Annotated in this window: 15 protein-coding genes; 14 read left to right on the top strand and 1 reads right to left on the bottom strand. The window is 71.7% G+C overall.

The features are described from left to right. Positions 1 to 41: 41 nt before the first annotated feature. The 6 genes from CHB94_RS06215 (at position 42) to CHB94_RS06240 (ending at position 4,872) form a co-directional block, all read left to right on the top strand. Positions 42 to 521 carry a hypothetical protein gene (locus CHB94_RS06215; RefSeq protein ID WP_089335712.1) on the top strand — a complete coding sequence of 160 codons (480 nt, stop codon included), beginning with the start codon at positions 42 to 44 and terminating at the stop codon, positions 519 to 521. An 8-nt stretch (positions 522 to 529) separates the two neighbouring features. Beyond that, entirely contained in the window at positions 530 to 715 is a 186-nt protein-coding gene (locus tag CHB94_RS06220) for a hypothetical protein (protein ID WP_089335713.1), read from the top strand. Positions 716 to 791: 76 nt separating this feature from the next. Continuing rightward, positions 792 to 3,035 carry a phage tail family protein gene (locus CHB94_RS06225; RefSeq protein WP_089335714.1) on the top strand — a complete coding sequence of 748 codons (2,244 nt, stop codon included), beginning with the start codon at positions 792 to 794 and terminating at the stop codon, positions 3,033 to 3,035. A gap of 14 nt (positions 3,036 to 3,049) precedes the next feature. After that, entirely contained in the window at positions 3,050 to 3,421 is a 372-nt protein-coding gene (locus tag CHB94_RS06230; protein ID WP_141137432.1) for a hypothetical protein, read from the top strand. A gap of 3 nt (positions 3,422 to 3,424) precedes the next feature. Then, a complete protein-coding gene (locus tag CHB94_RS06235) occupies positions 3,425 to 4,615 on the top strand; it encodes a hypothetical protein (protein ID WP_089335716.1) in 1,191 nt (396 codons plus the stop codon). Beyond that, positions 4,612 to 4,872 carry a hypothetical protein gene (locus CHB94_RS06240; RefSeq protein WP_089335717.1) on the top strand — a complete coding sequence of 87 codons (261 nt, stop codon included), beginning with the start codon at positions 4,612 to 4,614 and terminating at the stop codon, positions 4,870 to 4,872. Before CHB94_RS06235 ends, CHB94_RS06240 begins: the two co-directional genes overlap by 4 nt. A 1-nt stretch (position 4,873) precedes the next feature. Here the strand turns inward: CHB94_RS06240 and CHB94_RS06245 are convergent, their stop codons facing one another. Further along, complete coding sequence (locus tag CHB94_RS06245) at positions 4,874 to 5,083, bottom strand: hypothetical protein (RefSeq protein ID WP_089335718.1); 210 nt, start codon at positions 5,081 to 5,083, stop codon at positions 4,874 to 4,876. A gap of 81 nt (positions 5,084 to 5,164) precedes the next feature. On the opposite strand from CHB94_RS06245, the gene CHB94_RS06250 reads away from it, so the two are divergent. The 8 genes from CHB94_RS06250 to CHB94_RS06285 all read left to right on the top strand — a co-directional run bounded on the left by CHB94_RS06250 (position 5,165) and on the right by CHB94_RS06285 (position 12,547). Next, entirely contained in the window at positions 5,165 to 6,151 is a 987-nt protein-coding gene (locus CHB94_RS06250; RefSeq protein ID WP_089335719.1) for a LysM peptidoglycan-binding domain-containing protein, read from the top strand. Positions 6,152 to 6,378: 227 nt separating this feature from the next. Continuing rightward, positions 6,379 to 6,672: a hypothetical protein gene (locus tag CHB94_RS06255; RefSeq protein ID WP_089335720.1), complete on the top strand. Its 294-nt coding sequence runs from the start codon at positions 6,379 to 6,381 to the stop codon at positions 6,670 to 6,672. Positions 6,673 to 6,751: 79 nt separating this feature from the next. Further along, positions 6,752 to 8,179, top strand: coding sequence for a hypothetical protein (locus CHB94_RS06260; RefSeq protein WP_089335721.1), 1,428 nt, complete (start codon positions 6,752 to 6,754; stop codon positions 8,177 to 8,179). Between the two features lie 71 nt (positions 8,180 to 8,250). Beyond that, positions 8,251 to 10,065, top strand: a complete 1,815-nt coding sequence (locus tag CHB94_RS06265; protein ID WP_089335722.1) for a hypothetical protein — start codon at positions 8,251 to 8,253, stop codon at positions 10,063 to 10,065. A 14-nt stretch (positions 10,066 to 10,079) separates the two neighbouring features. Continuing rightward, positions 10,080 to 10,523: a hypothetical protein gene (locus CHB94_RS06270; RefSeq protein WP_089335723.1), complete on the top strand. Its 444-nt coding sequence runs from the start codon at positions 10,080 to 10,082 to the stop codon at positions 10,521 to 10,523. Between the two features lie 3 nt (positions 10,524 to 10,526). Further along, entirely contained in the window at positions 10,527 to 10,985 is a 459-nt protein-coding gene (locus CHB94_RS06275; RefSeq protein WP_089335724.1) for a DUF1353 domain-containing protein, read from the top strand. Positions 10,986 to 11,158: 173 nt separating this feature from the next. Beyond that, on the top strand, positions 11,159 to 11,767 hold the full coding sequence (locus CHB94_RS06280) for a hypothetical protein (RefSeq protein ID WP_141137433.1): 609 nt from the start codon (positions 11,159 to 11,161) through the stop codon (positions 11,765 to 11,767). Positions 11,768 to 12,121: 354 nt separating this feature from the next. Continuing rightward, positions 12,122 to 12,547, top strand: coding sequence for a hypothetical protein (locus CHB94_RS06285; protein WP_089335726.1), 426 nt, complete (start codon positions 12,122 to 12,124; stop codon positions 12,545 to 12,547). The last annotated feature ends 118 nt before the right edge of the window (positions 12,548 to 12,665 follow it).

The following is a 12,665-nucleotide window of genomic DNA, read 5'->3' on the forward strand; positions in this document are numbered from 1 at the left end:
CCCGGTGTCAACCACTCCTGGCACCGATTGGACCCCACCCCGTGAAGATCTCCACCATCCGCCGCAACCCGGCCGCGTCGTTCACCCGCGAGCTCGTCCTGTCCTTCGGCGAGGAGGAGCTGCACGTCAGCGTCTTCCCGACCGGCCTGGACGCCGAGCTGCAGGCCGAGGTCCGGGCCGTGCCGCAGATGTTCGCCGAGCTCGGCCAGCTCGCCAAGCGCGCCGTCGACGCCGAGAACCCGCTCACCGACGAGGAGAAGGCCGCCGGTGAGGAGCTCGAGGTCCGCGTGCGTCGCGCACTGGGCGCGGGCATCGCCGCCCTGGTCGTCAAGTGGGACCTCGCCGACGACGACGGCACGCCGATCCCGCCGACCCCCGAGGCGCTGGCCGAGGTGGACCTGTTCGTGCTGTTCACCATCGTCGACACGCTGATGCGCGAGGTGAACGCCGGCCCTTTCGGCAAGACCTCCCGGTCCTCCGGCAAGTCCGGGCGTACGGGGCAGAAGCGCCGCCGGAGCTGAAGGCCCGGGTGCCGGAGTGGGCGGTGCTCATCCCGGCCGCGCAGGCGCTCGGCATGAGCTACCCGGCCCTGCTCGGCGACACGTGCCCGGAGGCCAACGCCGGCTGGTACTCCGCCGTCGGTCAGGCGTGGTGCGTCTGGCAGGCCGAGATGCAGGAAGCCGCGCGCCGAGAGGCCAGCAGTCGCAAGTCGTGATCCCTGACGGATCGCGCCCCGCCCGGACGGTCTGACCGCAGCAGGTCAGACCGTCCGCGGCGTTGGGAGCGCACAGGTGCTGTTGTCAAGGCTCCACGTCCTCATCACGGGCGACAACCGGGACGCCCAGCGGGCGCTCCGGGACACGAACCGCGCGATGACCGCCACCGCGGCGCACGCGAAGACCAGCGCCGGCGTGTGGGCCGGCGCGCTGAACACCCTCACCAAGCTCAGCCTCGCCGTCACCGGCGTCGGCCTCGCCACGGGCGCGATCGTCGGCGTCGGTGCCGCAGCGACCGGGGCCATCGGTGGGCTGACCGCGGGTGCGCTCGCGCTCGTCAGTGCCGCGACGGTCGCCGGGGCAGGTCTCGCCGCGTTTGGTGTCCTCGCCGCGGGCGCCCTCGATGGCGTCGGGTCGGCGATGGGCTCCTACGAGGCCGCCACCAAGTCGGCGCGGCAGGCGCTCGCCGTCGGCGACATGGAGGCGTACAACGCCGCGCTGCTCGAGCAGAAGCAGGCCCTCGCGACGCTGAACCCGGCGCAGGCCGACTTCGCGATGAACGTGATGTCGCTGAAGGACGCGTGGCGGGAGGCCGGCGACGCGATCGGCCCGTCGCTGTTCGCGACGCTGAACAAGGCCGTCGACACCAGCCGCAACCTGCTCCCGTCCTTGATCCCCGTCGCGGACTCGGTGTCGGTCGCGCTGGGCAACATGTTCGGCCGCGCGAACACCGCGATCGGTGGCGAGCGGTTCCAGAACTTCATCGCGCTGCTCGCCGACACCGCTGGGCCGATCCTGGAACGTTTCGGCGGGATTCTCGGCAACATCGGCGGCTCTTTCGCGAACGCGTTCGAGGCTGGCCTGCCGCTCATCGACGCGGTCCTCACCGGGCTGACCGGCATCACCGAGAGCATGGAGTCGGCGTTCGCCGGCCCCGGTTTCGCCGAGTTCGTGCGCTGGGGCGTCGACATCCTGCCGCTGGTCGGCGACACCCTCGGCGATGTCGCCGGCGCCGTCCTGGCGCTGCTGACCGCCCTCGAGCCGCTTGCACCGGTGGCGCTGGGGGCCATCAGCGCGTTCGCCGGCGCGCTCGAGGAGGCGTTCCGCAGCGACGACATGCAGGCCTTCGTCGGCCAGGTCGCCCGACTGTTCCCGGTCATCGCCGACACCCTCGGCGACCTCGCGCAGGCGTTCGTCCGCGTGCTCGGGTCGGATGCGTTCGTCGAGTTCGTCGACGGCCTGGTGCAGCTCCTCCCGCAGCTGGTCGAGCCGCTGGCGCTGCTCGCGCAGGGCGCGCTGGAGATCGGGTCGGCGTTCGTCGCCGCGCTGCTGCCGGTCATGCCGGTCCTGACCGACGCGCTGCGTCAGATCCTTCCGCCCCTGGTGGAGCTGGCGACTGCGCTGTTCGGCGTCGGATCGACGTTGCTGGTCGCACTGCTGCCGCCGCTCGCGGATCTGATCGTCGCGCTGGCCGGGCCCCTCACCGATCTGCTGACGATTGCGGCCGGAATGGTCGAGAAGATCGCTCCGTACTGGTCGGCGTGGGGCGACGCAATGGTCGCTTTCATGGATGCGGCCCTGCCCGGTTTGGTCTCTTTGGCCCAGGCCATTTCTGACGCTTTCACTCCGGAAATCATTCAGCGCGCGACTGACGCCGTTGTCGGCATGACACCGAGCATTGTTTCCCTCGGTGAGTCCTTCGCGGAGCTGCTCCTCGCCGTCGGCCCGTTCCTGCCCGACCTCGTCGAGCTCGGCGTGACGCTGCTCGAGCTGCTCGTGCCCGCCCTCGAGAACGCCGCAAGGACCGTGGAGGTCCTCACCGACGTGTTCGGTCCGTTGTTCGAGTTCGGGCTCGCCTGGGCGAGCAACGGTCTGGGGAACCTCATCTGGGCCTTCGAGAAGGTCGGCGGGGTGCTCGAGTGGATCGCCGACCGCGCCGAGGACCTGATCGGCCTCCTCGGTGGCGTCGCCGGCGCGGCCGGGAAGGTTGGCGGGGGCGGGTTGAACCTCGGCCCGCTGAAGTACGCCAACCCGCTCGCGTTCGCCGCCGACCGCATCTTCGACGACGGCGGCGTGATGCCCGGCCCCCGCGGGGAGCACAACTGGGCCCTCGTGGCAGGTGGGGAAACGATCGTCCCCACGCACAAGCCCGGGGTGTCCCTTGACGACTACGCGAGCGGCGGGACGGTCCACGTCGAGGGCGGCGTGCACGTGACCGTCGGCTCCGGTGACCCGGAGGCGGTCAAGGCCGCGGTCATGGACGCCCTCGCAGAGGCCGCCCGTGGTGGCCGGGGCACGCTGCGGCAGACCCGCGGCTGAGCGAAGGAGCCGTCGTGGGTTGGTATGTGGAGCGCGCAGGTGCGCCGGCGTCGCGGGTGGATCTGCTGCCGGTCGCGGGGGACATCGTCGTGACGACCGAGCAGCCGAGTTCGGTGTTCACCGCACTCGACGGCACCCGCGTCGTCTGGTCAGCCCCTCCGAGCCCGCCGAACGTGCAGATCCCCGAGCTGTGGTTCGAGTCGGCCACCGAGGTGCAGCGGCTGGAGGCGCTCGCCCTGGCCGGGGTCACGCTGACCCTCGGCGCGGACACCGGCGAGACGTGGGCTGTCCGCGCGATCAACGGGGTGCGACGGCGCATCCTCGACACGCCTGACCGGGCGACCGCCCCGAAGTTCGGCGTCACCGTCACGCTGATCGGGGTCTGAGCCGTGTACACCGACCTGAGCGCGGCCGCGGCCGACGTGCTGGCCTCCGGGGGCATCGCCGTCGGGCGTGCGGAGGTGTGGACCCTCGACGGCGTCCGGAAGGCCCGCCTGAGCATCACCGCGGGCACCTGCACATGGGATCGGACAGCAGCCATCCCGCGCAGCTGCGATGTGACGCTGGCCGGGTTCGAAGGCATCCTGCCCGACCTCGGATCGCTGCCCCCGGCGAAGACGTACGCCGACACGGACGGCACCTACGCCGACGACGCGGTGAACGGCCCCTACGGCGGCGACCTGGTGAACCGCCAGCTGCGCGGCCTGCTGATCCCGGCCGTCACTGAGCTCCGCCTGTTCCTCGACGTGCGGCTGCCCGAAGGGGGCGTGGAAAGCATCCCGATGGGCCACTACCGGATCGCAACCGTGAACCCCGAGCACACGCCGACCGGTGTGCGAGTGCACCTGACCGGTTTCGATGTCGCGAGGTCAGTGAGGTTGGCGGGCTACACGACGCCGTACGCGATCACGGCCGGGACGAACACGCGCGCGGCGCTGCTCGGCCTGCTCGGCTCGAAGGTCCCGAACGTCACCGTGACCGCGCCGACGACGGAGTTCACCGCCCCACGGCTGTGCTTCCTCCCCGGTGAGGGGGCCGACCCGTGGGCCGACTGCCGCGCCCTGGCGTGGTCGGCGGGGTGGGATCTGCTCACCGACCGGACTGGCGGCATCGTCGCCGTCGTGCCGGGCGACCCCGGCAGCGGGGACCCGGTGTGGTCGCTGACGGAGGCCTCCCTGACCCGGGCGGCGAGCACCGTCGATGACGAGGAGTGCATCAACACGGTCGTCTGCTTCGGGCAGACCGCTGAGGATGTGCCGGTTCGTGGTGTCGCGCAGCAGACCGTCGGACAGTGGGGCACCACGAGCGTGGGCGTGCGGACGAAGTACTTCACCGTCCCCACCGTCCGGACCGAGTTTCAGGCGATCAACACCGCGCAGGGTCTGCTGCGGCAGCTGATGGGCCTGACCGACACGATCGAGGTGGAGGTGCCGATGGCGCCGCACCTGGATCCGGGCGACCTCGTAGCCATCGACGAGTCGGTGCTCCAGCTCGACGACACCGTCTACTGCTTGGAGCGCCTGGTGTTCGACTTCACGCGGCAGCCGTCCCGCCTGACGCTTTCCCGGAGGCTGGCGTGAGCAGCAACCCGTTCGACGCTCTGATCCGGGAGGTCGTGCGGCCGGAGGCCGATGCGGACCGCACGGCGCTAACGGTCAGCGCCGGGGTCGTGGCCGCCGTGAATGCCGGGCCGCCGCCGACGGTGGACGTCGACAGCGCTGGCGGCACGGTGCCGACGCTGCGCTACCTGGCCGGGGCGTCCCCGCAGGTCGGCGATGTGGTGTGGGTGCTGTCGATGGGTGGCGCCGCGATGTTCGTGCTCGGCGCTCTCGCCTGACTCAGACGGTGAACCGCACCCGGTAGTGCCGGCCGTAGTGGCCCGGTTCGACGGCAGCGACAACGCCGGGGTGCCGGTGCCCGCCCTCGTCGACGAGGACGACCGCAGCTCCGGCGGGTAGTGGGCCGTCCTCGAGGTCGACGTCGCTGAGGTACGCGATGCCGAGTGCCCGCTCCACCGGGCCGAGCTCGGTGGTCACTTCGGTCGGCACAGCCGAACGGTAGCTCCCTGACGTGCGGCTGCTGCTCCGAACGGTCCGAGGGGTCTTGCCCCCTCCCGTCAGGAGCAGCTCGTGGCTACCGCCGTCGACTTCTACACCCGCGTCGCCAACCGTCTCCGCTCGTGGGGATTCAACGTCGAGGAGGTCCCCGGCTGGCAGTCCCGCGACGCTGAGCCGAAGACCGCGTTCGACCCGACGCAGCTGTTCGTCGAGCACCACGACGCGTCCGCCGCGACCTCGGTCGACGGCAGCCACGCGTACGTCGTTCGGGAGAAGCTGAGCCAGTTCACCATCAACCGGTCCGGCCTCATCCGGCTGTGTGCCGCCGGCATCACCTGGCACGCCGGCAAGGGCGGCCCGCTGCACGGCGTCCCGCTGAACAACGCGAACCCGCGGTCGACCGCAGTGGAGGTCGCGAACAACGGCCTCGGCGAGCCGTACACCGACGCGTGCACCGCGAGCATCGTGGCGCTGGAGGCGGCGTGGTGCATGGAGGCCGGCCGTGGCGTGGAGCGCGTCGTCGGGCACCGCGAGTGGGCGCCGACCCGCAAGATCGACCCGCGCATCGACATGAACTGGCGTCGGGCTGCGGTGGCCGCATTCGTCGCGAGCAAGTCCGCCGCTCCTGCTCCGGCGTCGGCCGCGGGCTCGTACACGGTGCGCGCTGGCGACACGCTCGGCGGCATCGCGAAGGCACACGGCACGACGTGGCAGGTGCTCGCACAGCTGAACGGTCTCGGCAACCCGAACGTCATTCGGGTCGGCCAGGTGCTCCGCCTGCCCGGCGCCGCAGCGCCCACCCCCGCACCGGCCCCTGCTCCGGCACCCGCGGCGCTGAGCCCGGACCCGAAGGCGAACCCGATCGCGTTCCAGCGTTGGTACAACGCCTACCCGTTCCGCCCCGCGCTGCTGCCGGTCATCCGGCCGCTGGCGAACAACTGGGGGCCGCAGTCCGACCGGGCGCTGCGCAAGGTGCAGGCCCGGTACGGGCTGGCAGTGGACGGCATCCCGGGCCCGAAGACCCGCGCGCTGCTGCACCGGCTCGGCTACCGCGGCTGAGCGACTGACACCGGCCCGCCTGGCCCGGACTGTGCCCTTCGACGGCTCGGTCAGGGCTGGGCGGGCCGTCACGGTTGGGGAACCGAGGAGACCCCCGCGACCACCACCCGGAAGGTGCGGCCGCGGGGGTCATCGGTCCCACCAGGGCTGCTTGACGATCCGGCCCCCGACCGGACCTGTCCTCCTACACGCCGGGGGTGTCTCTCCCGACACCAGGGAGGACCCTCATGACCCAGCCGGCCGGCCACGAGACCGCGATCGCGCTCGCCCGCCTCGAGGAGCGGATGGCCGCTCAGACGGAGCGGTTCAGCGAGAAGTTCGACGAGCTCGGCAAGCGCATCGACGAGGGACACAACCGCACCGAGGCCCGCGTCGACGCCGCCGAGGACCGCATCGAGGCGCTCGAGGCCCGCGTCACGCTGCTGGAGGCGTACAAGGCCCGAATCATCGGCGCGGTCGCTGGCGTCGGCGCGGTCGCCGGTGGAGCGGGCACCGCTCTCGGGAAGATCTTCGGCGCCTGACCTTTCCCGCCGCTGACCTGCGTCAATGGTCCGGCGGGATACCTGCATCACGGTGGGGCGCTACGGACGGTCCGATCACATGAGCACCCCCTGCACTGTCTGCGCAGCCCCCGCAGCCCTCCTCTCCGACCTCGACGCGCGCATCGCCGCTGGGGACGCCGGCCGGTACGTCGTCCACCGCGAGCTCGCCGCGAACGGCATCACCGTGTCGATGGAAGCCGCGCGGAAGCACATCGCGCACATCCGCGCAGGCGAGCAGGGCATCCCGTCGCACGCCCCTGGGCAGCTGCGGCTGACCACCCTCGACCAGGCCGTCGCGCTGCCTCCGGTGCCGACCGTGACCGCACCGCAGCCGGCCGCGCCCCGCGGATACGAGCCTGGCGTCCGGTTCGAGCGGGGCGCGAAGGCCGCCGTCGTCACCCTGCCGCCCGCGCCGACCGCGCCCGGTGAGGGCGACTGCGCGGCGTACCTGCGGGGTCTCGGCATCGACCCGGACCTGTACATCCTCGAGCCGATCGAGGTCCGCACCAACTCCCACGGCTGGACTCGCGACGACCCGGAGGGGGCCGCGGTCACGCAGCAGACGTTCTTCGCGCGGTTCCGCGTGACCCGCCGCGAGGCCGCCGCGGACGGGTTCGATGTCGACGAGCTGCTGGCAACCGTGCCGGCGCTGGCCGCGGCCGCGGTGGACCGTCCGGCGACGGGTGCCGGGGAGTCGCTGCTGGTGGGCCTGGCCGACTGGCAGACCGGCAAGCGCGACCAGGGCGGCACCGCGAAGCTCGTCGAGCGCCTCGCCGCCCTCGGCCCGGCCATCGTCGCCCGCGTCGGTGAGCTGCAGCTGCTCGGCCGGAACGTGGAGACCATCTACCTCGTCGGCCTTGGCGACCTGGTGGAGGGCTGCAAGGGGTTCTACCCGATGCAGACGTTCAGCGTGGAGCTCGACCGTCGGCAGCAGATCCGCGTCGCGCGCCGAATGCTGACCGAGATCGTGAAGACCGTCGCCACCCTCGGCATCCCCGTCGTCGTCAGCGGCGTCGCCGGCAATCACGGAGAGCAGCGTGACGGTTCGGGCAAGGCGTTCACCACGCCCGGCGACAACGACGACCTGCTCGTCCTGGAGCAGTGCGCCGAGGTGTTCTCGCTGGCTGAGGGGTACGGGCACGTCAGCTTCGTCATCCCGGACCAGGAGCTCGCGCACACGATGGACCTGAGCGGGCAGCACACGGTGTTCACGCACGGGCATGTCGCCCGCGGCGGGTGGGCCGGCCTGTGGACGTGGTTCAAGAACCAGCGCGCGCACGGCAAGACGAGCGCGACGATCGCGGTGGTTGGGCACTATCACCACCTGCACGTGGAGAACGACGGGCTGCTGACCCTGTTCCAGTGCCCGGCGCTCGAGGGCGGCTCCGACTACTTCTCGACGGCGATGGGGTCGACGACGGTCCCGGGCACCGCGTGCGCCCTGGTGAGCTCCGCCTTCGGCGTTCGGGACCTCGCCGTGCTGTGAGCCGGCATCCCTGACGGGCGGCGCCCTCTCCGGACGGTCTGAGCGAGACCACTTCCAGGGAGGGCGACTGCATGGCCGACGACTACGGCGTGCCGACCGACACCACCGACGCCACGCCCCGCGCTGGGCATCTGGCGCCGGCGATCAACGCGACCGGCTACGCCCTCAACGACCTGAGTGCCCGCGTCTCGGAGGTGAAGACGACCGCGGACTACGCGAAGAGCACCGCGGACGCAGCGAAGGCGAAGGGTGAATCGCACGATTCCCGCCTGGACTCCCTCGGGGAGCGGGTCGACGGTGTCGCCGACGACGTGCGGGTGTTGCAGCAGACGGTTGCGAACCCGGTGCCTCGCGGTGGCCGCACTGGCCAGGTGCTGAAGAAGCGCAGCAACAACGACTTCGACCTGGTCTGGGCGGCCGACATCCAGGGCCAGGCCGGCCCGGGTGGCGGCGTGCCCGCGGGTGGTGAGGCCGGGTTCGTCCTGACGAAGGACACCGGCCTCGACGGGGACGTGTCCTGGCAGAAGCCGAAGGGTGGGGGCGGAGGCGGCTATCTCGGCACTGTCGTGTCGGCGAACGGCTCGCTGGTGTCGGTGAACTACACGAAGGAGGGTGCGCTCGTCACCACGTACGCGTCGGTTCCCCTCGGCGTCGGCGTCGGCGCCGGGGACAACGTGAGCATCCTCGAACGGACCGACGGCGGCCTGCCGTTCATCGTCGGCGTCGTTGCGCGGGCCAACCCGTACAACCCTCCGGTGTTCGGCCCGATGACGGTCAGCTCCCCGTACCGCCTCGACGGCCTGGCCTACCCGTTCAGCCACTCGTTGCCGGTCACGCGGGACAACGGCGCGAGCCTCGGGATGGGCGTGGAGACGTTCGTGCAGGGGACGAAGTACTTCGACCCGCAGAACAGCGTCAGCGGGCAGCTGCCGACGCCCCCGGCGGGTGTCTCGACCACGCACGGAGTGTCGGCCGGCGGCCGCATCTACCTGTCGCCTGGCGGCAGCGCCGTCACGATCATCACCCGCTGGTCGGAGGCCGCGCAGGCGTGGGAGACCATCACCCTGCCGTCCGGTGACGGCGCGACGCACACGCACCCGTTCCTGTTCGTCGTCGGCGGCGTGGTGAAGCTCGTCCGGCACACGCAGACGAACCCGGTCGGCCTGTGGGTCTACGCCCTGGACCCGGTGACGCTGACCTGGACGCTGGAGTGGAGCGGCAGCACCGACCGCGCGGCCACCCTGGGCACGGGCATCGGGCAGGTGAAGCTGACCGCGAACCACCTCGCGATCTACAACACCTCGGCGACCTCCGGCGTGCCCTACGGGTTCCTACGGGTGAACCTGACGACCGGCGTCATCACCACCGTCCAGAACAACAGCAGCGCGGGCTCGACGGCCGGTGAGGCGTTCGCCGCCGGTGACCTCGGCGGGGACGGGTCGCTGTGGGTGCCCGGCCGGCCCGCCGACCTCTGGTCGCGCACGACCCGGTACTACATCACCCGGTACTACCCGACCGGGGAGACCGCGGTCACGCAGTGGGCGCCGAACAGCGGCGACTACTCGATCAGCTCCGACACCCTCGGTCAGTGGCTCACCGTCCGCGCGCACGCCGGCGATCAGGTGCTCATCGCCGGCACCTGCTACCGCACCCCGAACCCGAGCACCCCGGACACCGTGGGCAGCTACGCGTACCAGGCAGCGATCTGGGCGACCGACGGCCTCACCTCCGCGGTCGTGTGGACCAGCTCGTACGTGTCGAACAGCGGCACCCTCAGCGGCTGGCCTCGGGCGTACCGGCCGGAGCTCGCGCCGGAGGGCGGCAACCGGTTCCTCTGGACGCTCAACTACTCGACCTTCTCGTACCTCTACGACGGCTCCCTCTGAAAGGCCCCGCAGCGATGAGCAGCAATGACGTGACCCTGTGGGTGTCGCAGCCCGATGCCGGCGACGAGGCCGGCTACCGCACCTGGTTCACCATCGGGGAGGAGCCGCCGCGGATCAAGGTGACGTGCCCGCGCGGCGCCGGTGGCGACGTGTGCGCGCACAGCCCCATCGTGGAGCCGGTCGACCTGGCCGTCGTCGCTTCCAACGGCGTGCGGCTGGTCGAGGAGCTGAAGGCCCTCGACGGGTGCGTGAAGCACCCGCGGACCGGCCTGGTGCCGTCGCTGACGGCCCGCCTCGCGCAGCTGGTCGGGCAGCTCGACCCGGCGATGGTCGGGCAGCTGGTCGGCGCCGCGGTCGACGAGCTGACCCCGAAGGTGCAGATCGTGAACGGGCTGCCGACGTTCACCGGCGGACGGTCCTACACCATCCCTGCTCCGCCTGAGACCCCGGCGGGCTGAGTCGTGGCGTTCACCGGGCCGCTGATCGTGCGGCACCAGGACGACCGGCACTGGATCCTCGACGCGCGGCTGCCGTACGACGGCCGGACGCAGGAGTTCATCGTCCCAGCGGGGTTCACCACTGACTTCGCGTCCGTGCCGCGGCCGCTGTTCAGCGTCATCCCGCACACCACGGGGGTGCTCGCCGCGGTCCTCCACGACTGGTTCTGCGTGGGACTGGCGGAAGGCTGGTGCCCCGTGTCGGCGGTCGACGCGGACCGGATCTTCCGGCGCGTGCTCAGGGAGTGCGGCGTGCCGTTCGTGACCCGGTGGCTGATGTTCGTCGGCGTCCGCTGGGGTGCGCTGCTGAATCCGCACCGGCGGGCCGGCTGGTGGCGGGACGCGCCCGTCGTGCTCGGCACGTCCGGGGCGCTGCTTGCCGCGCTCTGGTTCGTGTACGCCCTGGTCACCGGCACCCTCTGAGGTGCCCACGCGGCCCCTGTCGCAGCCCACGCCGGGCGCGACGGGGGTCGCCGGTGTCCGTACCTCACCGACAGTGACGAAATGCGTCCTGGGGCATCTGAGGGCGTTTCCATCTCACGCACAGTGATCGGCGGCTGGTGGCCTCCGCTCGTGCCGTTCGGACGGTCCACCTCATGCCCCCTGTGAACCGCTCCCCACGGTCCCCCCGCCCCGCCTACGGCCGCCCCGCAGCCCGCGCGGCCGGCGCCCGCGAGCCGAACCTGATGCCGAAGGTCAAGCTGATGGCCGCCGCGCTCGAGGACCCTGACGGCCGGTTCGCCCGCCGTGAGCAGATGCCGACGGCGCCCCGCATGGACGTGCCGGCTGGCACCGAGCGCCGCATCCGGTTCGCCGTGCCCGAGTGGGAGCAGGTCGAGACGGAGAACGCCGTCGGCAACTGGCACCACCATCGACGCAGCAGCTTCCGCCGGAACTGGCGGTACGCCGCCCGAGACGCGGCCCTCGCCGCTGTCGAGGACCTCGCGGGCATCCGCGGCTGCCGCGTCGAGGTGACCGTCGCGCTGCCGTGGCGCGGCCGGAGCAAGAGCATCGACCCGGCGAACCTCCGAGCGACGACCAAGCCGATCCTCGACGGCATCAGCGACGCGCAGGCCGTGTGGCCCGACGACAACTGGACGTGGGTGACCGAGCGAGAGCCGCTGCCGTGGCAGGGCGACGATGTCGTCGTGCGCCTGGTCGTCGTCGACCCGGCCGCGCCGGGGGAGTGGAACCCGGCCGAGTAGTCCCGTCCCGTGCACCCGCGGGACGGGACTTGGCGCGTCCCCGGGCGCGCGCACCGTTCCCGTCGGGTGTCCCGTCGCGCCGTGCCCACGAGGCGCGTGGCGGGGCGCCTCTCCATGCCGCCGGACGTTGCCGGAGCTTGTCCCGCGCTCGCCAGCCCAGCGCGTGCTGCTGCGGACAACGTTCCGGACCCCCTCACCCCGCGTCACAGGCGGGAACCAGCTGTCCCGCGCCCGGGGCAACCGACGTACCTCGATCGCGTGCAACTCAGGAGGGACGCGAAGATCGTCTCCGGAACTGTCGCACCGGCGATCAACAGTGATTGCGTGACCACGCGACACGAGCACGCTCCGACCATGCAGCGCATCAGGACCGCGAGCCTCCCCGGAGTCGAACTCGTCGTCTGCAACCTCGAATGCGCGTCCCGGTGGCAGTTCACCCACCTGGCCGACCAGTTCCGCGAGGTCCGCGTCGACACCATCACCGCGCGCCCCCGACACGACTGTGCCGCGTGCGCGATGTGCGGAAAGACCCTCGCCCGCCCGACCAACGGCAGCTGCATCCGGCACGGCGACGACTGCCCGACCGTCGACGTGTTCGCGTCGGACTACTGCCGGCAGGTCGTCCGCCGCGTCGGCCGCGAGACCGGCGCCCAGCTGACCGACGCCGGGTGGGAGTACCTGCTCGCGTACGCCGAGGAGTACGGGAACGACGTGCCGCGCATCGTCGCCGCGCTGGTCCGCGTGGAGAGCGACTGGAACCGCCCCATCGCCGCTGCCTGACCCTCCACATCCGCAGCGGAACCCCCTCCACATCCGCAACGACGAGCGGCCCCGCACCTGTGTTCAGGTGCGGGGCCGTGGGGCGTCTTGCCGGTGCCTCTCCGTCGGAGGCGTCTTG

This window comes from Blastococcus mobilis (assembly GCF_900188025.1).
In the GTDB taxonomy this organism is placed as follows: Bacteria; Actinomycetota; Actinomycetes; order Mycobacteriales; family Geodermatophilaceae; genus Blastococcus_B; species Blastococcus_B mobilis.

Coding starts and splice junctions, on each gene's coding strand:
- CHB94_RS06270 (WP_089335723.1), top strand. CDS start 10,080: ATGAGCAGCAATGACGTGACCCTGTGGGTGTCGCAGCCCGATGCCGGC.
- CHB94_RS06265 (WP_089335722.1), top strand. CDS start 8,251: ATGGCCGACGACTACGGCGTGCCGACCGACACCACCGACGCCACGCCC.
- CHB94_RS06260 (WP_089335721.1), top strand. CDS start 6,752: ATGAGCACCCCCTGCACTGTCTGCGCAGCCCCCGCAGCCCTCCTCTCC.
- CHB94_RS06255 (WP_089335720.1), top strand. CDS start 6,379: ATGACCCAGCCGGCCGGCCACGAGACCGCGATCGCGCTCGCCCGCCTC.
- CHB94_RS06285 (WP_089335726.1), top strand. CDS start 12,122: ATGCAGCGCATCAGGACCGCGAGCCTCCCCGGAGTCGAACTCGTCGTC.
- CHB94_RS06280 (WP_141137433.1), top strand. CDS start 11,159: ATGCCCCCTGTGAACCGCTCCCCACGGTCCCCCCGCCCCGCCTACGGC.